This is a genomic window from Dellaglioa sp. CoH-55-MRSF-9 (genome assembly GCF_056782155.1).
Genome location: NZ_JBXAYG010000002.1, coordinates 149,868 through 170,414, shown reverse-complemented (window position 1 = coordinate 170,414; position 20,547 = coordinate 149,868). Strand labels below are relative to the sequence as shown.

Here is a 20,547-nt window from a genome sequence, read left to right as displayed (position 1 = left end):
AGCTTTAAAGGATTTGGTAACATATTCTTAATATAAGAAAGGAATATTTAATCAATTATGAAGCGTTTATGGGTGACTGGTTATAGAACATACGAATTAGGTATTTTTAATGAAAATGATCTTAAAATAAAAATCATTAAAAGCGCAATTAAAAAAAATATTATTAATGAAATAGAAAATGGATTGAAGTGGGTTATAACTGGCCCTCAGCTTGGTGTTGAGCAATGGACGGCACAAATTTGCCTAGATATACAAAATGAATATCCTGATTTCAAGGTATCAGTTATGCTACCATTCAAAGAGTTTGGTAATAATTGGAAAGATGATAAAAAATTAGTTTTAAATCAAATATTAAATGATGTAGATTTTTCTGATTATGTTAGTAAGGATACCTATCAGTCGCCACAGCAATTAAAAAATTATCAAACTTTTATGATAGAACACACAGATGGCGCGTTATTACTTTATGATTCAGAAAATGAAGGCAAAACAAAATTTGATTTATTAAAAATAAAGCAAACTAAAGAAGTGAAAAACTATGCATTACGTATGATAGATTTTATGGAATTAGAAGATATTGCAAACGAAATGGAAGAGGAACAAAATAATCATTTGAATTATTAAATAATTCTGCTATAATAAACAGGTATTAACATTATTTATGAGAAATTAGTGATGAGGTGTACGAATATGACGGATGTTAATTTTGTACCTAAAGATATCTTACAAAAACATTTTGAAACAAAAATGCGTGGATATGATTCTAAAGAAGTTGACGAATTTCTTGACGATGTTATTAAAGATTATGAAACCTTTGATAAGAAAGTCAAAAAACTTCAAGAAGAAAATGATCGTTTAATTGCTCAAGTCGACGAACTTACAAAACAGGTTACTGTTGGTAAAAGTTCACAGACGACCCAAACAACATCTACAACTTCAAATATGGATATTCTTAAACGATTATCTAATTTGGAACGTCGTGTGTTTGGTGCACAGTTAGATGAGAATGAAAATTCTAGAAATCAATTTTAAATTAATTGAATGATGTAATATAGATTCAGTGTAAATTTCGGGTAATTGCGGTCTATTAAGTTAGGCTGAGGAAAGTCCATGCTTGCACAAGCTGAGATGCTTGTAGTGTTCGTGCTTGGTGAAAAAATAAGCCAAGGTACCTTCGGGTAACGGCGGATAAAATGACTAAGGCTTCGGCTATGTCAAAGTAATCTGTAAAGTGCCACAGAGACGATACAATATTGGAAACGGTATTGCTGGAACGCGGTAAACCCCACGAGTAGGCAACCCAAACTTTGGTAGGGGCGCTTCATGACGGAAATGAACAAATCATGGGGGCAGATAATATCTGGAGATAGATGATTACCACTGATTTCATCGCCTGAGATGGATGACGTACAAAACATGGCTTATAGAAATTTACATGATTTCAGGATGAACTAGGATGAAGAATTTTCTTTTATCCTAGTTTTTTTATTAAAAAAATTAAATTATAGTGAAGGTGCAAAATGGAAACTTTTAAATTATTGGCAACCGCAGCTAGCGGTATTGAGTCAATTGTTGGAAACGAACTTAAACATATGGGTTATGATGTTCAAGTAGAAAATAGTCGTGTCCGCTTCGAAGGAACAATGGAAGATGTTATTAATACAAACCTATGGTTGAGAACCGCAGATCGCGTTAAAATCATTGTTGGTGAGTTTACGGCTACGACTTTTGACGATTTATTTGAACAAACAAAAGCAATCTCTTGGGATAAGTTTTTACCATTAGATGCGGAATTCCCTGTTCAAGGAAAATCTCAAAAATCAACACTCTATAGTGTTCCAGATGCCCAAGCAATCGTGAAAAAAGCAATTGTTGATCAATTAAGTGATGTCTATCACCGTACAACACGCTTACCAGAGACGGGTTCAAAATATCCATTGGAAGTTGCTATTAATAAAGATAACGTCTTATTGACACTTGATACAACGGGTAGCAGTTTATTTAAACGTGGTTATCGTGTTGAAAAGGGTTATGCTCCTTTAAAAGAAAATATGGCAGCTGCGTTAGTTATGTTAACTAATTGGTATCCAGAAAAACCTTTTGTTGATCCAGTATGTGGTTCAGGAACAATCCCAATTGAAGCTGCATTAATGGGACATAATATTGCACCTGGTATCGGTCGTTATTTTGTATTCGAAGATTGGGATTTTGTTGAAAAAGGACTATTTGATCGTTTAAGAGAAAAAGCAAAAGGTGAAGCAAATCTTGATGTAGTATTAGATATAGCAGGTTATGATATTGATGCTGGCATGATTGAAATTGCTAAAAAGAATGCCGCTGAAGCTGGCGTCTTGGATAGTATTGAATTCAAGCAACTTGCTGCAAAAGATTTTACAACAGAAAAAGAAAATGGTGTTTTAGTCGCTAACCCACCATACGGTGAACGATTGAGCGATACTGAATCTGTACGTGTTTTATACAAACAGATGGGTGTTGTTTATAAACAAATGCCTACTTGGAGTAAATATATCTTAACAAGTGACTTAACTTTTGAAGAATATTATGGTTCAAGAGCATCTAAAAAACGTAAGCTATATAATGGCTCATTGAGAACGGATTATTTCCAATATTGGGGTAAACGTAAACCAAGAGCATAATAAATAATAAGTTTAAAAGCTATCTAATCAACGATTAGGTAGCTTTTTTTATTTAAGATAAAAAAAATAAGTGTTATCTCTTTACTTATTAATAGTAAGTGATATACTAAGTTTATTCAAATAGAGAAGGGGAAATTAATTATGAAAACTCAATTATTAGATCTTATGGAACAACGTCGTTCAATTTACGCTTTAGGGGATAAAGTAAGTCAAACACCTGATGAAATTACTGGTGTTATCGAGGATGCTATAAAGAAATCACCAACATCATTCAATAATCAAACAATTAGAGCAGCAATTTTATATGGTAAAAATTCAGACATGGTTTGGGATATCGTTGAAAAACGTCTTAAATCTGAGGTTCCTAATGCTGAAGCATATAAGAAAACTCAAGAAAAGATTGCAACATTCCGTGCTGGATTTGGAACAATATTATACTTTATAGATACTGATGTTGTTGCTCAAAATGAAAAAGATTTTGCTTTATACGCTGATAACTTCAGAGTTTGGGCAGAACAAGGTTTGGGCGGTGCTCAACAAAGTGTTTGGACAGTATTAGCTGAAAATGGTATTGGCGCAAGTTTACAACATTATAATCCACTTATTGATACTGAAATTAAAAATGCGTTTAATATCCCTGGAAACTGGGAATTACGTGCACAAATGCCATTTGGTTCAATTGAAGCAGCGGCAGGAGATAAAGATTTCATGTTAGATGATGACAGATTCTTAGTTATTAAATAATAGTTCAAAAAGATGAAACTTAAGGTTTCATCTTTTTTTATGGAAAAATATAGAATATCTGATCAATTATGTTAAGCTTTAAATATAGAAGAATAATTTTATTGTGTTAGAGGAGATCATAAGCATGAAAAAATATCAAAAAACATATTTTTATCAACCCGAGCTAGCTAAAACGGTTATTTTATGGTCATGGACGTTCTGCTTATTTTTAGGTAGTTTATTATTATGGTTAGAGATAACAACATTACAAATTTGGACAATTGTTTTATTTATACTTTTTCTTATTGTATCAATTGTTCAAATCTTGAATCGTAAATTAATAGTTGACGACAAAAATATTAAGTTAACTAAGGTTATTCGAAAACATAATGAAATAATTGAAATTTCCGCAATAAAACAAGTTAAATTAAGAAGATTTGGACTATCTTTTTATTTAGCCAATAGTAAAAAGTCAGTTGTTTTGAATTCTAGAAGCAAGTTACAATTATACACGGACCTTAAAAAGGGAAATAAATGATGCCAATAGGTGTCATTTATTTTTTTATAAAAAAGAAATATTAAAAAGAGAAATAGCTTGAATATCCATTAAAATACGAACTATTTTTATTAATTTTTTAATTTCGTCCTTTTTTTGCTTTGACACAACGCTGAGTTGTTGATAGAATAGGTTTATTAAATTTGGAGGTAATCGAATGGCAAAGATAGCAATTGTAATGGGATCGATTTCCGACTGGACCACAATGAAATTTACGGCTAATTTATTAGATGAACTTGATATTGAGTATGATAAAAAAGTTATTTCGGCACATCGAATGCCAATAGAAATGATTAAATTTGCAGAAAGTGCGGATAAAAATGGGTATGAAGTTATTATTGCTGGTGCGGGTGGTGCCGCACATTTACCAGGAATGATTGCAGCTTCAACCGTCATCCCTGTAGTAGGCGTTCCGGTGCAGTCCCATGCGCTAAATGGAATAGACTCTTTACTGTCAATTGTTCAGATGCCTGCGGGAACACCCGTAGCAACTATGGCAATTGGTAAAGCAGGTGCAACAAATGCCGGCATCTTTGCCGCAAAAATTTGTGCCTTAAGTGATTCAACTATAAAAGATAATTTAAAGTCATATCAATTATCACTCCATCAAAAATCTTTGGAAAGTAGTGATTTACTTGATTAAAAGGATATTACCAGGACAAACAATTGGTATTATTGGTGGTGGTCAGCTAGGACAAATGATGACAACGTCTGCAAAAGAAATGGGTTATCGTGTGATTATATTAGATCCGCAAAAAGATTGCCCAGCTGCTCAGGTTGCGGACAAACAAGTGATTGCAGATTATGACGATGAGATTGCTATTTTAAATCTTGCAAAAATGTGTGATGTACTAACGTTTGAGTTTGAAAATGTAGATGCTGATACGATTGATGCAGCAAAGCAATATTGCTATGTTCCACAAGGGTCGACTGCACTGCGTATTTCACAAGATAGAATTAGTGAGAAACAATTTTTGGAAGCTCATAATTATCCAATCGCACCATTTAAATTAATACAAAGTTTTGATGATTTAGAAAATGCCATTAAAATAACTGGGTACCCATCAATTTTAAAAACGATTCGTGGCGGATATGATGGTAAAGGACAAGTTATTTTAAAGACAAGTGCTGATTTGATTGAAGCGGGAAAATTGATTCAAAATAGAACATGCGTGTTAGAAGGCTTTGTTCAGTTTGATCGTGAAGTTTCCGTTATCATTGCTAGAAATGAATTAGGCCAACAAAGTATTTTTCCGATTATCGAAAATCAACATCGTCATAATATTTTACATGAGAGTTCTTGTCCGAGTCGTTTATCGATTGAGACAAGAAAAGAAGTTGAAATTATTGCAAGTCAAATTGCTGATGATTGTTTGTCTGTTGGAACAATGGGGATTGAATTTTTTGTTTCAGATTCAGGTGGCGTTTATGTTAATGAAATTGCACCTAGACCACATAATTCCGGACATTTAACAATTGAGGCCTGTTCCTTATCACAATTTGAAGCGCATATTAGAGGAATTTGTAATTTACCAATGTTAAAACCACAGTTGTTAAGTCATGCTATTATGATTAATATTTTGGGACAACATGTCCAGTCAGTATTAAATGAAATTCAAAATGAAGGTCAATGGCGGTTTCATTTTTATGGTAAAAATGAAGCAAAACAAGATCGTAAGATGGGTCATGTAACGATATTAACCGATAATATTGAGCAAGCTAAAATTGATGTATATCAAACGAAAATTTGGGATTAAGAGAGGAAGATAAAAATGATTGATCGTTATACAAATGCTGAGATGGGTGCCATATGGTCAGATGAAAATAAATATAAAGCTTGGTTAGAAGTTGAAACATTAGCTAGTGAGGCTTGGGTTGAACTAGGCCATGTTCCAGCAGAAGACGCTGAAAAAATTCGTAAAAATGCTAGTTTTGATATTGATCGTATTTTAGAAATTGAACAAGAAACAAAGCATGATGTCGTTGCCTTTACAAGAGCTGTCTCAGAATCTCTAGGGGAAGAACGTAAGTGGGTTCATTATGGATTAACTTCTACAGATGTAGTTGATACAGCGTATGGATCTATTTTAAAACAGGCTAATGAAATTTTGCGTAAGGATATTGAAGAATTTATGGCTGTTTTAGCTGATAAAGCAGTTGAATATAAAGATACTGTTATGATGGGTAGAACACACGGTGTACATGCTGAACCAACAACATTTGGATTGAAAATTGCATTGTGGTATTCTGAAATGAAACGTCATCAAATTCGTTTTAATGATGCAGCATTAGATGTTGAAGCTGGAAAAATTAGTGGTGCTGTAGGAACATTTGCCAATATCCCAATGTTTGTGGAAACTTATGTTTGTGAGCATCTTGGAATTAGACCTCAAGAAATATCGACACAAGTCTTACCACGAGATTTACATGCTAATTATGTTTCTGAGATGGCTCTTCTTGCAACATCGATTGAAAAAATGGCAACAGAAATTCGTGGATTACAAAAAAGTGAGACACGAGAAGTTGAAGAATATTTCGCTAAAGGCCAAAAAGGTTCATCAGCTATGCCACATAAACGTAATCCAATTGGTTCAGAAAATATTACAGGGTTAGCGCGTGTCATTCGAGGACATATGGTCACTGCCTTCGAAGATGTTACATTATGGCATGAACGAGATATTTCACATAGCTCTGCAGAACGTATTATATTACCCGATACAACTATTTTATTAGATTACATGCTACGTCGCTTTACAAAAATAGTTAAAGAATTAACAGTATTTCCGGAAAATATGAAAAAAAATATGGACCGTACTTTTGGTCTTATTTACAGCCAAAGAGTTTTACTTAAATTAATTGATAGTGGCATGTCTAGAGAGGCTGCATATGATTTAATTCAACCTAAGACGGCAATCTCTTGGGATCAACAAATACAGTTCCGTCCCTTATTAGAAGCAGATGAACAAATAATGTCTGCATTAACTCAAGCAGACTTAGATGATGCTTTTGATTATCATTATCATATTAGAAATGTTGATGCTATTTTCGAACGAATTGGTCTCATTTAAAGAAATATGTAAACCATAAAGTTATTTTAATAGCTTTATGGTTTTTTGTTTGCCATAATACGAACTTTAAATTAAAAAAATATAAAAATAATCGTATTTTACCTTGATAAATTATATAGTAATTGTTAAACTATATTTGTAAAGAACGAACTATTTAGTTAAAAAGTATATTTTTATATGTTTTTATTCTTAAGGGGGCTATTCGCTTGGATCAATTGATTTACGAAGGAAAAGCTAAAGATGTTTATCAAACTAATGATGAAGAAGTATTAAGAATGGTATACAAAAACCAAGCTACCGCACTTAATGGTAAACGGAAAGAAGAAATATTAGGTAAGGGATTATTAAGCCATCAAATATCTGATATTATTTTTTCTTATTTAATGGCAAACGGTATTAAAACACATTTCATTGAAGATGTTTCTAAAACCGAACAATTAGTTAAAAAAGTTGAAATAATTCCAATTGAAGTTGTTTTACGAAATACTATTGCAGGTAGTTTTGCTCGTAAATTTGATCAAGTTGAAGGAACTAAATTAACAGTTCCTGTTATTGAATACTATTATAAGAATGATGCTCTAGACGATCCTGGAATAAATGAGTCACAAATTTTTGCGTTAAATTTTGCGACTAAAATAGAAATGGACGAAATAAAGAAACAAGTCCTTCATATTAATCAGCTACTGTATAAATTATTTAAAGACATCAATATTGATTTAATTGATTTTAAACTTGAATTCGGTCGGTATCATGGGGAACTTATTTTGGCAGATGAATTTTCACCTGATAATGCACGTTTATGGGATTCGAAGACACATAAATCATTAGATAAGGATATTTTCAGAAAAAACCAAGGTAGCATTATTCCAGTATATCAAGATGTTTTAAACCGACTAAAAAATCGAAATGAGGTCAAATAATGTATAGTGTAAAAGTTTACGTTACATATAAAGAATCAGTTTTAGATCCGCAAGGTCAAGCTGTTAATGAAGCGATTAACCGATTAGGATTCTCAGGTGTTAGTGACGTTCGAGTTGGTAAATATTTTGTGTTAAAGGTTGAAGCAACTGAATTAGAGATAGACCAAAAAATTGATGCGATTTGTGATAAATTATTAGCTAATCCAAATATGGAGCAATATCGTTACGAACTTGAAAAAGTGGAGGCTTAATCATGAAATTTGCAGTTGTTGTATTTCCTGGTTCAAATTGTGATTATGATTTACTTCACGCTATTCGGGATGGTTTACATGAACAAGCTGAGTTTGTGTCGTATACAGAGGAATCTCTTGATGGTTTTGATGGTGTATTACTTCCAGGTGGATTTTCATACGGCGATTACTTAAGAAGTGGGGCAATTGCCAGTTTATCACCCATTATGAATGAAGTGAGACGTTTTGCGGATGAAGGTAAACTAGTGTTTGGAACCTGTAATGGATTTCAAATGTTAACGGAAATGCAACTACTTCCAGGTGCATTAATTCAAAATAAAAATATTAAATTTATTTGTAAGCCAGTTACTTTGGAAATTGTTAATAATCAAACGCGTTTTACAACTGATTATAAAACGCAAACGACAATTGAATTACCAATTGCTCATGGCGAGGGTAATTATTATTGTGATGATGAAACATTAGCTTCTCTTAAGAAAAATAATCAAATTATTTTTAGATATCAAGATAACCCAAATGGAAGTATTGATAATATTGCTGGAATTATTAATGAGCGTGGAAATGTACTTGGTATGATGCCGCATCCAGAACGTGCTATTGAAGCATTGCTCGGTTCAACGGACGGCCTAAATTTATTTAAATCGATGTTAACGACATACACAGAGGGAGTGGGTTAATTTGGTTACAAAACAAGAACCGACGGCACAAATAATTGAAGATACCAAATTATATCAAAATTGGGGATTAACTGATTCAGAATATAAGTTAATTAAAGATGATATTTTAAGTCGTCAACCTAACTATACTGAAACTGGTTTATTTTCAGTAATGTGGAGTGAGCATTGTTCTTACAAAAATTCCCGCCCCGTTTTAAAACATTTTCCAAATTCTGGGCCGCAAGTTTTACAAGGACCTGGAGAAGGTGCTGGTGTTATTGATATTGGTGATGGTAAAGCAGTTGTATTTAAAGCTGAAAGCCATAATCATCCCTCAGCTGTTGAACCCTATGAAGGTGCCGCAACAGGTGTCGGCGGTATTATCAGAGATATTTTTTCAATGGGGGCAACACCTATTGCACTTCTTGACAGTTTACGTTTCGGTGAACTAGATAATGAGCACACTAAGTATCTTGTTTCAGAAATTGTAGCTGGTATCGGAGGATACGGTAACTGTATTGGTATTCCAACTGTTGGTGGAGAAATAGGATTTGATCCTTGTTATGAGGGTAACCCACTAGTAAATGCAATGTGTGTTGGACTGATTGATCATAAAAATATTCAAAAAGGCCAGGCAAAAGGTGATGGAAATCTAGTTATTTATGTTGGTGCTAAAACGGGTCGTGATGGTATTCATGGGGCAACGTTTGCTTCTGATGAATTTGCTGATGATAAAGAAACACAGCGTTCAGCTGTTCAAGTTGGTGATCCATTCATGGAAAAATTATTAATGGATGCTTGTCTCGAACTTATTCTAGATCATCCAGACTGGTTAGTTGGTATTCAAGATATGGGAGCTGCTGGATTAGTTTCGTCAACTGCTGAAATGGCCTCGAAAGCTAAATCAGGGATGGTACTTGATTTAGATAACGTTCCACAACGTGAAACTAATATGTCTGCTTACGAAATGATGTTATCTGAATCTCAAGAACGGATGGTTCTTTGTATTAAACCTGAATTTGAAACTAAAGTTATCAATTTATTTAAAAAATATGATTTAGAAGCCGTTAATATCGGGTATGTAACAGAAAATACGGATTATGTTTTAATACATGAGGGAAAAATTGTTGCTAATATTCCCGTTGATTCTTTAGCAAGTGATGCACCAGTCTATCATAAGGAACAAAAAGAACCTGCAAGAATCAGCAAATTTAAAGCGCAGTCTGATTTTATACCTGAAATAGAAAATACGAAGCAAACTTGGTTAGATTTGTTACAACAACCAACAATCGCATCCAAAAAATCATTGTACGAAACGTACGATTCTCAAGTTAAAGTCAATACAGTGGTTAGACCTGGTAGTGATGCAGGTGTTATTCGAATTAGAGAAACTAATAAGGCACTCGCAATGACAACAGATTGTAATGCGCGTTATATTTACTTGAATCCTAAGGTTGGTGGTCAAATTGCTGTTTCTGAAGCAGCGCGTAACATAGTTGCATCTGGTGGACAACCACTCGCTATTACAGATTGCTTAAATTATGGACGTCCTGAAAATCCAGAAATTTTTTGGGAATTTGATCAAAGTGCTATCGGTATTTCTGAAGCATGTGACTTATTTAATACACCTGTTATTTCTGGTAATGTCTCTTTATATAATGAATTTAATGAACAAGCCATTTATCCAACGCCAATGATTGGAATGGTTGGTTTAATTAAAGATGTTAAAAATATAACAACGCAAGATTTTAAACATGCTAATGATTTAATTTATTTAGTGGGTACAACTTATAATGATTTTAATGGTTCAGAAATTCAGAAAATGACTACTAACGAGATTTCCGGAGATATTAAACATTTTGATTTAAAGACTGAACAAAGTAACCAAGCGTTTGTTTTAGAAGCTATCGAATCTGGTTTAGTCGAAAGTGCACATGATTTATCTGAAGGTGGTCTAGCCGTTGCTTTAAGTGAATCCGTATTTAAAAACGATTTAGGTATTGATATTAATGTAAATATGACAGATGCACAACTTTTCTCAGAATCACAATCGCGATTCATTTTATCGATTAAATCAGAAAATAAGACAGATTTTGAAAATTTAATGAATCAAACTGCTGAAAAAATTGGCTGTGTTACAGCAGACCAATTAATTAACGTGACGACAAAAGGGAGTAAGATAACTCTTACAACTTCTGAAGCCAAACAAGTTTGGGAGGATGCAATTCCGTGCCTAATGAAATAAGAAGTTTAAATGAAGAATGTGGTGTTTTTGGTGTTTGGGGAAATGAAGATGCAAATCAGATTACCTATTTTGGTCTGCATAGTTTACAACATCGCGGCCAAGAAGGTGCAGGAATTGTATCAAATGATGAAGGTAAACTAATTGGTTATAGAGGATTAGGATTACTATCAGATGTTTTTAGAAATCCTGAAAAAATAAAAAAATTAACCGGTAATGCAGCTATTGGACATGTACGTTATGCAACGGCCGGTAGTAACGGAATTGATAACATTCAGCCATTTTTATTTGATTTTTACGATACACAGTTTGCCTTAGCCCATAATGGTAATTTAACTAATGCGGTAACGCTTAGAAATGAGTTAGAGCAAGATGGGGCTATTTTCAAATCAAGTTCGGATTCAGAGGTTTTGATGCACTTAATTCGTCGTTCATCACAAGACACTTTGCATGAACAGGTTAAAGACGCATTAAATCAAGTACATGGTGGGTTTGCTTACTTATTAATGACGTCAAACTACATGATTGCGGCACTTGATCCAAATGGATTTAGACCACTATCTATTGGTCAAATGGTAAATGGTGCTTACGTCGTTGCAAGTGAAACCTGTGCTTTAGATTCTGTTGGGGCAGAATTCGTTCGCGATGTGAACCCTGGTGAAATCGTCACTATTACTGACGAAGGGCTATCAATTGACGTTTATACAACTGAAACTAAAATGTCAATTTGTTCAATGGAATATATTTATTTTGCAAGACCGGATTCGGATATTTGTGGGATTAATGTCCATTCTGCTCGTAAAAGAATGGGTCGCAAACTAGCACGAGAAACGGGTATTGATGCAGATATGGTTATTGGTGTACCAAATTCCTCATTGTCTGCAGCTAGTGGTTATGCAGAAGAAAGTGGCATTCCTTATGAAATGGGATTAGTTAAAAATCAATATATTGGCCGGACCTTTATTCAACCCACCCAAAGACTTAGAGAACAAGGGGTGCGAATGAAATTATCAGCTGTTAAAAGCGTGGTTAAGGGTAAAAAGATTATTTTAGTCGATGATTCAATTGTTCGGGGGACAACGAGTAAACACATTGTTAGATTGTTAAAAGAAGCTGGAGCTGCTGAAGTTCATTTGCGAATTGCGTCACCACCTCTTAAATACCCTTGTTTTTATGGGATTGATATTCAAAAGCAATCTGAATTAATTGCCGCAAATAAATCAATTGAAGAAATGAAGGCTATTATTGGGGCAGACTCATTAGCATTTCTAAGTGAAGCTGGATTAATTGCTTCAATTGGTTTGAATTTAGATGCCCCATATTCAGGACTATGTATGGCTTACTTTAATGGTGATTATCCAACGCCATTATATGATTACGAGGATGAGTATTTAGCAAACTTAACGACAGAAAAGTGAGGACTTCAAAATGGTAAATGCTTATCAAAAATCGGGTGTTGATGTGAATGCAGGGTATGACGTCGTTAATCGAATTAATAAACAAATGTCACTGGTAAATGAAACAAGTTCAGTTGGTGGATTTGGAGGACTCTTTGATCTCAGTCGATTAGGTATTATAGAGCCACTTATGGTTTCAGGTACTGATGGCGTTGGCACCAAATTGATGGTTGCCTTTGAAACAAATCGACATGACACAATTGGGATTGATTGTGTGGCTATGTGTGTTAATGACATTGTTGCTCAGGGTGCAACGCCTCTATACTTTTTGGACTACTTAGCGACTGGCAAAACTGAACCTCAAAAAATTGAAAGTATTATTTCTGGGGTAATTAAAGGATGTCAAACAGCACATATGAATCTTATTGGTGGTGAAACAGCTGAAATGCCAGGGATGTATCAAAAAACACATTATGATATGGCCGGATTTGCGGTTGGTGTTGTTGAAAAAAGTCAATTAATAGATGGTCATTCAATTCAAGAAAATGACATTTTAATTGGAATTTCGTCAACCGGTATTCATTCAAATGGATTCTCACTTGTTAGAAAGATATTTCTTGAAGACATGGCTTTTAATTTAGATGAAGCTTTACCAGAAATACCTAATGAATCACTTGCTGAAATATTAATGACACCAACAAAAATTTATGTAGATGATCTGATTCCTTTATTTCAAGATAATTTGATTAAAGGCGCAGCACATATTACAGGTGGTGGCTTTATTGAAAATATACCAAGAATGTTACCAGAAGGGCTAAAAGCAACAATTAATCTAGGATTATGGCCAGTACTACCAATTTTTGATGCCATCTCTAGATACGGTGAGATACCCCATTCAGAGATGTATGAAATTTTTAATATGGGTATTGGAATGGTTTTGGCTGTTGATAAAGCTAACGTTGAACAGGTGCTGACACAATTAAATAAAGAAACTGTACACGCTTATGAAATAGGCAGTATAGAAATTAAAAATACTGATCAAACGGTCGAATTGGTAGGTAAATAAAATGGTCAAAGTAGCAATTTTTGCATCAGGGACCGGTTCTAATTTTGAATTTATTGCAGATAATCAGGCATTAAAAGATGCAGGATTAGAAATTGAAGTTTTAGTTTGTGATCGACCAAAAGCGGCTGTCATTAAAAAGGCAGCACGTAGAGGAATTCCAACCTTTATTATTCAACCTAAAGACTTTGAAAATCGTAGTCATTATGAACAAGTGATTGTTAATGAATTAGCTAAGTATCAAATCGACACCATTTTATTGGCGGGTTATATGCGTGTGATTACAAGTACATTATTGAGTAAGTATCCGATGGAAATTATTAATATTCATCCCGCAATGTTACCCCTTTTTCCAGGTATTCATGGAATTGAGGATGCGTATAAGGCAGGTGTTAGTGTAACTGGTGTGACGATACACTACATTGACGAAGGTGTTGATACGGGGCCAATTATAGCGCAACAAAGTATTCCTATTTTACCAAATGAAACACTTGAACAATTGGAAAGTAAGATTCATGATGTTGAACACCAACTATATCCAAAGGTGATTCTAAATTTATTAAACAATAAAAAGGGAGATTAATAAGATGAAAAGAGCTTTGATAAGTGTATCTGATAAAACTGGTGTTGCAGACTTCGCTCAGGGATTAATCAAACGTGGATTTGAAATTATTTCAACTGGTGGTACGTTTAATATTTTAAAGGATGCCGATATCGCTGTAATTAGAATTGAAGATGTGACTCACTTTCCAGAAATGCTTGATGGACGAGTTAAAACATTACACCCAATGATTCATGGTGGGTTATTAGCAAGGCGTGACAATCCAGCTCATATGGCTAAATTAGAAGAAGAACATATTGCCTTAATCGATTTAGTTTGTGTAAACTTATATCCCTTTAAAGAAACGATTGAAAAACCTGGTATTACTGAGTCAGAAGCTATTGAGCAAATCGATATTGGTGGGCCTTCAATGTTGCGTTCTGCTGCCAAAAATTTTGAATCTGTTTATGTTGTTGTCGATAAAGCTGATTATCCGTCTGTTTTAGATAAACTCGATGATGATAAAATGGATAATCAGTTTCGTCGACAATTAGCAGCTAAAGCGTTTAGACACACGGCTGCATATGATACTTTAATATCATCTTATTTAACAAAAGAATTAGAAATTGAATTTCCTGAAAAATTGTCATTAACATATGATTTCAAACAAGGAATGCGTTATGGTGAAAATGCACATCAAAAAGCGGCTTTCTATCAATCAGCTTTACCAAATGCTTTTTCGATTGCTGCCGCTAAACAATTACATGGTAAAGAGTTATCGTATAACAATATTAAAGATGCCGACGCTGCTTTAAAAGTTGTCTCAGAATTTAAGCAACCTGCTGTCGTTGCGATGAAACATATGAATCCTTGTGGGGTTGGTACTGGAGAAACGATTAATGCTGCATGGAAAAAAGCATTTGATGCTGATAAAACGTCAATTTTCGGAGGCATTATTGCCTTAAATCGTGAAGTTGATTTAGAAACAGCAACTGAATTACATCATTTATTCCTTGAAATTATTATCGCACCAAACTTCACAGATGCTGCATATGATATTTTAGCTAAGAAGAAAAATCTTCGTGTTATGACAATTGATTTCAGTCAAAAGGACCAAGCTGATAAATATGAATATGTCTCAGTGATGGGTGGCTTACTTGTTCAAGAACGTGATCAAGTCATTGACCAAATGGAAGAATTAAAAACGGTAACTGAAAAATTACCAACAAGTGATGAAAAAGAAGCAATATTATTCGCTCAAAGAATTGTGAAGCATGTTAAGAGTAATGCGATTGTAATTGCAACTAAGGATCAAACACTTGGAATTGGTGCGGGTCAAATGAACCGTGTCGGATCGGTTAAAATTGCGTTAGAGCAAGCACTAGAACATGGGATGGTAGAACCATTTGTCTTAGCTTCAGATGCTTACTTCCCAATGGATGATAGTGTTGAATATGCTGCTGATCATGGTATTACGGCAATTATTCAACCGGGAGGGTCAATTAAAGACCAAGAGTCAATTGATATGGCTAATCGCAAAAATATTGCTATGGTATTTAGTGGCCGTCGTCATTTCAAACATTAAATTGTTAAAATGAGTCTATCTTTTTAACCTATGAAAGGATTATTTTAAATAATGAAAATTTTAGTTATTGGTTCTGGCGGACGTGAACATGCCATCGCACGTAAATTTATTGAAAGTGATACTGTCTCAGATGTTTACTGTTTACCCGGAAACCCTGGGATGAATAACAACGGGATTAAATCTGTGGGTATTGATATCACTAATTGGATTGGCATGACAACCTTTGTCCGTGAAAATGACATTGATTGGACTTTTGTTGGACCAGAAATTCCACTGATAGATGGCATAACTGATTTTTTTCGTGAAGAAAACCTAGTTATATATGGGCCTTCAAAAGCCGCTGCCCAGTTAGAGGGGTCAAAGGAATTTGCGAAACAAGTTATGGCGTCAGCCAATATCCCGACAGCTAACTATCAGACATTTACCGATTACCAGACTGCATTAGATTATATGACGCACCAATCATTCCCAATAGTTATTAAAGCAAATGGATTAGCTGGTGGTAAGGGCGTTATTATTGCTCAAGATCTATCAGAAGCAACTGATGCTTTGCGTTCATTTTTAGTCCAACAACAATTTAATACAACAGAAGTATTAATTGAAGAGTACCTTGAGGGTGAAGAATTTTCATTGATGGCATTTATTGATCGAGATAAAGTTTATCCGATGCCAATTTCTCAAGACCATAAACGGGCATTTGAGGGAGATAATGGTCCTAATACCGGCGGAATGGGCGCATATTGTCCAGTTCCACAAATTTCAGAAGATGTTGTTACGGAATCAATTGAAAAAATTGTTCAGCCAACAGCGGATGAAATGATGAAACGTGGTATTCCATTCACAGGTATTTTATATGTGGGAGTAATTTTAACTAAAGACGGTCCAAAAGTAATTGAATACAATGTTCGGTTTGGCGACCCCGAAACTGAAGTCGTATTACCAAGATTAAAAACGGATTTTGCATTAGTTATTTCAAAATTATTGCAGCATGAAAGTCCATCTTTACAATGGGAAACAGAGGGAATCACTCTAGGTGTCGTTATTGCCGCTGATGGGTATCCAGAAAATCCTGAAAAAAATATTACATTACCCAATTTAAGTGACTTTAAGTCACTTTCCAACAGAATTGATTTTGCAGGTGTAAAATTAGTTGATAAGAAATTAGTTAGTGCAGGTGGACGCATTTATATTATGCATGAATCAGGCGTAGACATGGCAGATGCACAACAGAAACTTTATCAGTTAATTGCTGATTTTGAAGCACACAAAACATTTTACAGAATGGATATTGGTTATAGGGCGAATCTAAAATAAAAAAACGTTCATGTTTACTTATAGTACAAGTAAGCATGAACGTTTTATGAGTTTATGACAGATTAATTAGTGACAATTGAAACATTTGCGGCCTGTAAACCACGGCTACCTTCTTTAATTTCAAATGTTACATTTTGACCAGTTCCAAGTACTTTAAATGCGTCAGATTGTATAGCGGTATAATGGACAAATATCTCTTTTTCATCACCATAAGCAATGAATCCATAACCTTTTTGTGCGCTAAACCATTCAACAATGCCAGATTCCATATCAAACGCCTCCCAAAATTGGTCGTAAAGTTTAAGTACTTCTACAGTATAGGTAACTTTAACCAGTAGTGCAACTAATGACAATCGCAGTTTTCTCAGTTATACTTAAAAGAACTTAATATGAAGGGATGATCAATTTGAACGATATAGAAATTGCACAAAAAAACGTGATGAAACCAATCGAAGAAGTAGCTAACGAGATTGGTTTGAAAAAAACTGATATTGAACCATATGGTAATTTTAAGGCAAAAATAAACTTACCTTTAGATTTACCTAAAAATAAAAATTCTAAGTTAATTCTCGTTACAGCAATTAGTCCCACTCCAGCTGGAGAAGGTAAATCAACCGTAACAGTTGGTTTAGGGGATGCTATGCATCGTTTGAATGAGAAAGTTATGATTGCTCTCAGAGAACCTTCTTTAGGTCCTGTTATGGGGATGAAGGGTGGCGCAACTGGTGGTGGTTATTCTCAAGTTGTCCCAATGGAAGATATTAATTTACACTTTACAGGTGATATGCATGCTTTAACAACTGCAAATAATACACTTGCTGCTTTGATTGATAATCATATTCAGCAAGGTAACGATTTAAAAATTGATCAAAGACGTATCATTTGGAAACGAGTACTTGATATTAACGATCGTGCATTACGCCATGTTGTAGTAGGCCTTGGTGGCCCAATGCAAGGGATACCTAGAGAAGATGGATTTGATATTACAGTTGCCAGTGAATTAATGGCTATTTTGTGTTTGTCAAAAGATATTAAAGATCTAAAATCAAGAATCAGTGATATTGTTGTAGCATACAATATAGATAAAAAACCAATTACAGTTGCTGATTTAGGTGTAACTGGTGCAATTAGTTTGTTATTAAAAGATGCAATTAAACCTAATTTAGTTCAGACTTTAGAGCATACACCTGCCATTATTCACGGCGGACCTTTTGCTAATATCGCACATGGCTGTAATAGTGTTCTTGCAACACAAACTGCCTTACAATTGGGCGACTATGCAATTACGGAAGCGGGATTTGGGGCTGACTTAGGTGCTGAAAAATTTCTTGATATCAAAACACCAATCTTAGGTAAGACACCTGATACAATTGTTCTTGTTGCTACAATCCGCGCTTTGAAAATGCATGGCGGAGTTGCTAAAACTGAATTGAATACTGAAAATGTTGCTGCTTTAAAAGCAGGATTTGTTAATTTAAAGAAGCATGTTGAAAGTATGCAGCGTTATGGCATTCCAGTTGTTGTTGCTATTAACAAGTTTACTGCTGATACAGATCTTGAAGTCCAAACTTTGATTGAACTTACCTCTGAAATTGGTGTTTCCGCTATACCTGCAGATGTTTGGGGACAAGGTGGTGCCGGTGCTCTTGATTTAGCAAAAAAGGTGATTGAAACAACGAATGAGATTCATGAATTTAAAGCATTGTACGAGGCTGATGATTCTGCTGAAACTAAAATTGAAAAAATTGTTAAAACGATTTATGGTGGCGCTAAAGTTGAATATGCACCTAAAGCAAAACAGCAATTACGTCAGTTTAAAGAATTGGGATGGGATAAATTACCTATTTGTATGGCAAAAACACAGTATTCATTGTCAGATAATGCTAAACTGTTAGGAGCACCTACGGAATTTACAATTCATATACGTGAATTTAATCCTAAATTAGGATCGCGTTTCTTAGTTGCACTAACTGGAAATGTCCTAACGATGCCTGGATTACCTAAAGATCCAGCTGCAAATCATATGGATATTGACGATAATGGCCTAATTTCAGGGTTATATTAATTAAGAATTAAGAGGATTTAATATGATTTTATATGCATTATTAGCAATAATTATTTTAGTTGTAGATCAAGTAGTGAAATACGTGGTTTCAGCTAATATTGCGTTGAACACGAGTCAAACAGTTATACCTAATTTTTTATCGATTGCTAATATTAGAAACGATGGTGCAGCTTGGAGTTTACTGGCTGGAAAACAATGGTTCTTTTTTATTGTTTCTGTTTTAGCATTAGGATTAATGATTTATTACTTTTATAAATATAGAACAAACATGGGCTATAAGTTCAGCATTACATTGATGATTGCTGGAACATTAGGCAACTTTATTGATCGATTGAGATTTGGTTATGTTGTTGATATGTTTCAAACAGATTTTGTTAACTTTCCAATTTTTAACGTGGCGGATACTGCGTTAACAGTTGGCGTTATCATTTTATTAATAATTGTTTTAAAGGAAGACGATAAATGACAGAATTAGTAATTCAAGATGAGACAGGACGTCTCGATAAGGTTATTGCGAAGTTAATGCCTGAAATATCTAGATCAAAAGTACAACGCTGGATTGAAAGTGGCGATATTTTAGTTAATGGTAAAACAGAAAAGACTAAATATGCCGTCCAACCAGGAGATAAAATTAATTTAGTAGAACCTGAACCAGTTGAGTTAGATTTAATACCACAAGATATCCCATTAGACATTGTTTATGAAGATGATGATGTTATTGTTGTGAATAAACCGCAAGGTATGGTTGTTCATCCATCACCGGGGCATGCAGATGGTACATTAGTTAATGCATTATTATTCCATAGTCCTTTATCAACAATTAATGGTGCCTTTAGACCAGGAATTGTTCATCGAATTGATAAGGATACTTCTGGACTTTTAATGGTTGCTAAAAATGATAAAGCACATCAATCATTAGCTGCTCAATTGAAAGCAAAAACGAATATTCGTGAATATATTGCTTTAGTACACCAACCGATTAAAGAAGAATCAGGAATTATTAAAGCACCACTCGGTCGTTCACCAAAAGATCGTATGAAGCAAGCGGTTGTTAAAGATGGACGTCCAGCAGTGACACATTTTAAAGTGGAAAAAAATTATGAAAACTACTCACTTATTAAGTGTCAGTTAGAAACAGGTCGTACACATCAAATTCGTGTTCACATGCAATATATTGGGCACCCAGTTGTAGGTGATCCCTTATATGGGTCACGTAAAACAATTAAAGGGCATGGTCAATTTTTACATGCAGCTAAGCTTGGATTTAAGCATCCAACAACGGGTAAAGAGCTTATTTTTGAAGTACCAATCCCACCTATTTTTAAAAGTACGCTGGATTATCTTGACAAAACAAACGCTATCAGGTAACATGAAAATCAATAAAGTTCCTTTAAAATAGTCCTGTGAGACTAAAAGGTAATGTGCGAATAGATTTCTTTTCTAGAAGTCTGCCTCTTAGTCTAAGTATTTTTAGATTAGGGGGCTTTTTTATTGGAAAAAAGGAGGAAT

21 protein-coding genes and 1 other RNA gene are annotated in these 20,547 nt (G+C 34.3%); 21 read left to right on the top strand and 1 reads right to left on the bottom strand.

Translation table 11 applies throughout. From position 1 onward, the window contains the following. The first annotated feature begins 57 nt into the window (after positions 1-57). The 18 genes from AC1RPV_RS02615 to purD all read left to right on the top strand — a co-directional run bounded on the left by AC1RPV_RS02615 (position 58) and on the right by purD (position 16,973). Entirely contained in the window at positions 58-624 is a 567-nt protein-coding gene (locus AC1RPV_RS02615) for an SLOG family protein (RefSeq protein WP_481761293.1), read from the top strand. A gap of 66 nt (positions 625-690) precedes the next feature. Then, positions 691-1,032, top strand: a complete 342-nt coding sequence (gpsB, locus tag AC1RPV_RS02610) for a cell division regulator GpsB (protein WP_481761294.1) — start codon at positions 691-693, stop codon at positions 1,030-1,032. Between the two features lie 33 nt (positions 1,033-1,065). Beyond that, positions 1,066-1,429, top strand: an RNA gene (gene rnpB / locus AC1RPV_RS02605) — RNase P RNA component class B. Between the two features lie 91 nt (positions 1,430-1,520). Next, complete coding sequence (locus tag AC1RPV_RS02600) at positions 1,521-2,657, top strand: THUMP domain-containing class I SAM-dependent RNA methyltransferase (RefSeq protein WP_409022567.1); 1,137 nt, start codon at positions 1,521-1,523, stop codon at positions 2,655-2,657. 141 nt (positions 2,658-2,798) lie between these two features. Next, a complete protein-coding gene (locus AC1RPV_RS02595; RefSeq protein WP_481761295.1) occupies positions 2,799-3,401 on the top strand; it encodes a nitroreductase family protein in 603 nt (200 codons plus the stop codon). Positions 3,402-3,525: 124 nt separating this feature from the next. Then, entirely contained in the window at positions 3,526-3,918 is a 393-nt protein-coding gene (locus AC1RPV_RS02590; RefSeq protein WP_481761296.1) for an EbsA family protein, read from the top strand. A 175-nt stretch (positions 3,919-4,093) separates the two neighbouring features. Continuing rightward, the gene (gene purE / locus AC1RPV_RS02585) at positions 4,094-4,579 is read left to right on the top strand and encodes a 5-(carboxyamino)imidazole ribonucleotide mutase (RefSeq protein WP_481761297.1); all 486 of its coding nucleotides are present in this window, start codon (positions 4,094-4,096) and stop codon (positions 4,577-4,579) included. Beyond that, a complete protein-coding gene (gene purK / locus AC1RPV_RS02580) occupies positions 4,572-5,693 on the top strand; it encodes a 5-(carboxyamino)imidazole ribonucleotide synthase (protein WP_481761298.1) in 1,122 nt (373 codons plus the stop codon). Before purE ends, purK begins: the two co-directional genes overlap by 8 nt. Positions 5,694-5,708: 15 nt before the next feature. Further along, complete coding sequence (gene purB, locus AC1RPV_RS02575; protein ID WP_481761299.1) at positions 5,709-7,004, top strand: adenylosuccinate lyase; 1,296 nt, start codon at positions 5,709-5,711, stop codon at positions 7,002-7,004. Between the two features lie 200 nt (positions 7,005-7,204). Next, positions 7,205-7,924: a phosphoribosylaminoimidazolesuccinocarboxamide synthase gene (purC, locus tag AC1RPV_RS02570; RefSeq protein WP_481761407.1), complete on the top strand. Its 720-nt coding sequence runs from the start codon at positions 7,205-7,207 to the stop codon at positions 7,922-7,924. Then, a complete protein-coding gene (purS, locus tag AC1RPV_RS02565; RefSeq protein ID WP_409022561.1) occupies positions 7,924-8,175 on the top strand; it encodes a phosphoribosylformylglycinamidine synthase subunit PurS in 252 nt (83 codons plus the stop codon). The genes purC and purS overlap by 1 nt, the downstream gene beginning before the upstream one ends. A gap of 2 nt (positions 8,176-8,177) precedes the next feature. Next, positions 8,178-8,852 carry a phosphoribosylformylglycinamidine synthase subunit PurQ gene (purQ, locus tag AC1RPV_RS02560; RefSeq protein WP_481761300.1) on the top strand — a complete coding sequence of 225 codons (675 nt, stop codon included), beginning with the start codon at positions 8,178-8,180 and terminating at the stop codon, positions 8,850-8,852. 1 nt (position 8,853) lies between these two features. Further along, entirely contained in the window at positions 8,854-11,076 is a 2,223-nt protein-coding gene (purL, locus tag AC1RPV_RS02555; RefSeq protein WP_481761301.1) for a phosphoribosylformylglycinamidine synthase subunit PurL, read from the top strand. Beyond that, positions 11,061-12,491, top strand: a complete 1,431-nt coding sequence (gene purF, locus AC1RPV_RS02550) for an amidophosphoribosyltransferase (RefSeq protein ID WP_481761302.1) — start codon at positions 11,061-11,063, stop codon at positions 12,489-12,491. The genes purL and purF overlap by 16 nt, the downstream gene beginning before the upstream one ends. A gap of 10 nt (positions 12,492-12,501) precedes the next feature. Beyond that, entirely contained in the window at positions 12,502-13,536 is a 1,035-nt protein-coding gene (purM, locus tag AC1RPV_RS02545) for a phosphoribosylformylglycinamidine cyclo-ligase (protein ID WP_481761303.1), read from the top strand. A 1-nt stretch (position 13,537) separates the two neighbouring features. Next, positions 13,538-14,116, top strand: coding sequence for a phosphoribosylglycinamide formyltransferase (purN, locus tag AC1RPV_RS02540; protein ID WP_481761304.1), 579 nt, complete (start codon positions 13,538-13,540; stop codon positions 14,114-14,116). 4 nt (positions 14,117-14,120) lie between these two features. After that, the gene (purH, locus tag AC1RPV_RS02535; protein ID WP_481761305.1) at positions 14,121-15,659 is read left to right on the top strand and encodes a bifunctional phosphoribosylaminoimidazolecarboxamide formyltransferase/IMP cyclohydrolase; all 1,539 of its coding nucleotides are present in this window, start codon (positions 14,121-14,123) and stop codon (positions 15,657-15,659) included. A gap of 51 nt (positions 15,660-15,710) precedes the next feature. Further along, positions 15,711-16,973, top strand: a complete 1,263-nt coding sequence (purD, locus tag AC1RPV_RS02530; RefSeq protein WP_481761306.1) for a phosphoribosylamine--glycine ligase — start codon at positions 15,711-15,713, stop codon at positions 16,971-16,973. Positions 16,974-17,035: 62 nt separating this feature from the next. Here purD and AC1RPV_RS02525 read toward each other — a convergent pair whose 3' ends face one another. Further along, positions 17,036-17,242: a cold shock domain-containing protein gene (locus AC1RPV_RS02525; protein ID WP_409022794.1), complete on the bottom strand. Its 207-nt coding sequence runs from the start codon at positions 17,240-17,242 to the stop codon at positions 17,036-17,038. Positions 17,243-17,379: 137 nt separating this feature from the next. Here AC1RPV_RS02525 and AC1RPV_RS02520 point away from each other — a divergent pair, with 137 nt between their 5' ends. The 3 genes from AC1RPV_RS02520 to AC1RPV_RS02510 are packed head-to-tail and all read left to right on the top strand — an operon-like array spanning position 17,380 to position 20,406. Continuing rightward, positions 17,380-19,038 carry a formate--tetrahydrofolate ligase gene (locus AC1RPV_RS02520; RefSeq protein WP_481761307.1) on the top strand — a complete coding sequence of 553 codons (1,659 nt, stop codon included), beginning with the start codon at positions 17,380-17,382 and terminating at the stop codon, positions 19,036-19,038. A 22-nt stretch (positions 19,039-19,060) separates the two neighbouring features. Further along, entirely contained in the window at positions 19,061-19,504 is a 444-nt protein-coding gene (lspA, locus tag AC1RPV_RS02515; protein ID WP_481761308.1) for a signal peptidase II, read from the top strand. Then, the gene (locus AC1RPV_RS02510) at positions 19,501-20,406 is read left to right on the top strand and encodes an RluA family pseudouridine synthase (RefSeq protein WP_409022551.1); all 906 of its coding nucleotides are present in this window, start codon (positions 19,501-19,503) and stop codon (positions 20,404-20,406) included. The genes lspA and AC1RPV_RS02510 overlap by 4 nt, the downstream gene beginning before the upstream one ends. The last annotated feature ends 141 nt before the right edge of the window (positions 20,407-20,547 follow it).

Bases quoted from the DNA above. Each gene is read 5' to 3' on its own strand.
- AC1RPV_RS02510 (WP_409022551.1), top strand. From the start codon at position 19,501: ATGACAGAATTAGTAATTCAAGATGAGACAGGACGTCTCGATAAGGTT.
- purE (WP_481761297.1), top strand. From the start codon at position 4,094: ATGGCAAAGATAGCAATTGTAATGGGATCGATTTCCGACTGGACCACA.
- purN (WP_481761304.1), top strand. From the start codon at position 13,538: ATGGTCAAAGTAGCAATTTTTGCATCAGGGACCGGTTCTAATTTTGAA.
- purS (WP_409022561.1), top strand. From the start codon at position 7,924: ATGTATAGTGTAAAAGTTTACGTTACATATAAAGAATCAGTTTTAGAT.
- AC1RPV_RS02600 (WP_409022567.1), top strand. From the start codon at position 1,521: ATGGAAACTTTTAAATTATTGGCAACCGCAGCTAGCGGTATTGAGTCA.
- AC1RPV_RS02590 (WP_481761296.1), top strand. From the start codon at position 3,526: ATGAAAAAATATCAAAAAACATATTTTTATCAACCCGAGCTAGCTAAA.
- purD (WP_481761306.1), top strand. From the start codon at position 15,711: ATGAAAATTTTAGTTATTGGTTCTGGCGGACGTGAACATGCCATCGCA.
- purH (WP_481761305.1), top strand. From the start codon at position 14,121: ATGAAAAGAGCTTTGATAAGTGTATCTGATAAAACTGGTGTTGCAGAC.
- lspA (WP_481761308.1), top strand. From the start codon at position 19,061: ATGATTTTATATGCATTATTAGCAATAATTATTTTAGTTGTAGATCAA.
- AC1RPV_RS02595 (WP_481761295.1), top strand. From the start codon at position 2,799: ATGAAAACTCAATTATTAGATCTTATGGAACAACGTCGTTCAATTTAC.
- AC1RPV_RS02525 (WP_409022794.1), bottom strand. From the start codon at position 17,242: ATGGAATCTGGCATTGTTGAATGGTTTAGCGCACAAAAAGGTTATGGA.
- gpsB (WP_481761294.1), top strand. From the start codon at position 691: ATGACGGATGTTAATTTTGTACCTAAAGATATCTTACAAAAACATTTT.
- purB (WP_481761299.1), top strand. From the start codon at position 5,709: ATGATTGATCGTTATACAAATGCTGAGATGGGTGCCATATGGTCAGAT.
- purM (WP_481761303.1), top strand. From the start codon at position 12,502: ATGGTAAATGCTTATCAAAAATCGGGTGTTGATGTGAATGCAGGGTAT.
- AC1RPV_RS02615 (WP_481761293.1), top strand. From the start codon at position 58: ATGAAGCGTTTATGGGTGACTGGTTATAGAACATACGAATTAGGTATT.
- purQ (WP_481761300.1), top strand. From the start codon at position 8,178: ATGAAATTTGCAGTTGTTGTATTTCCTGGTTCAAATTGTGATTATGAT.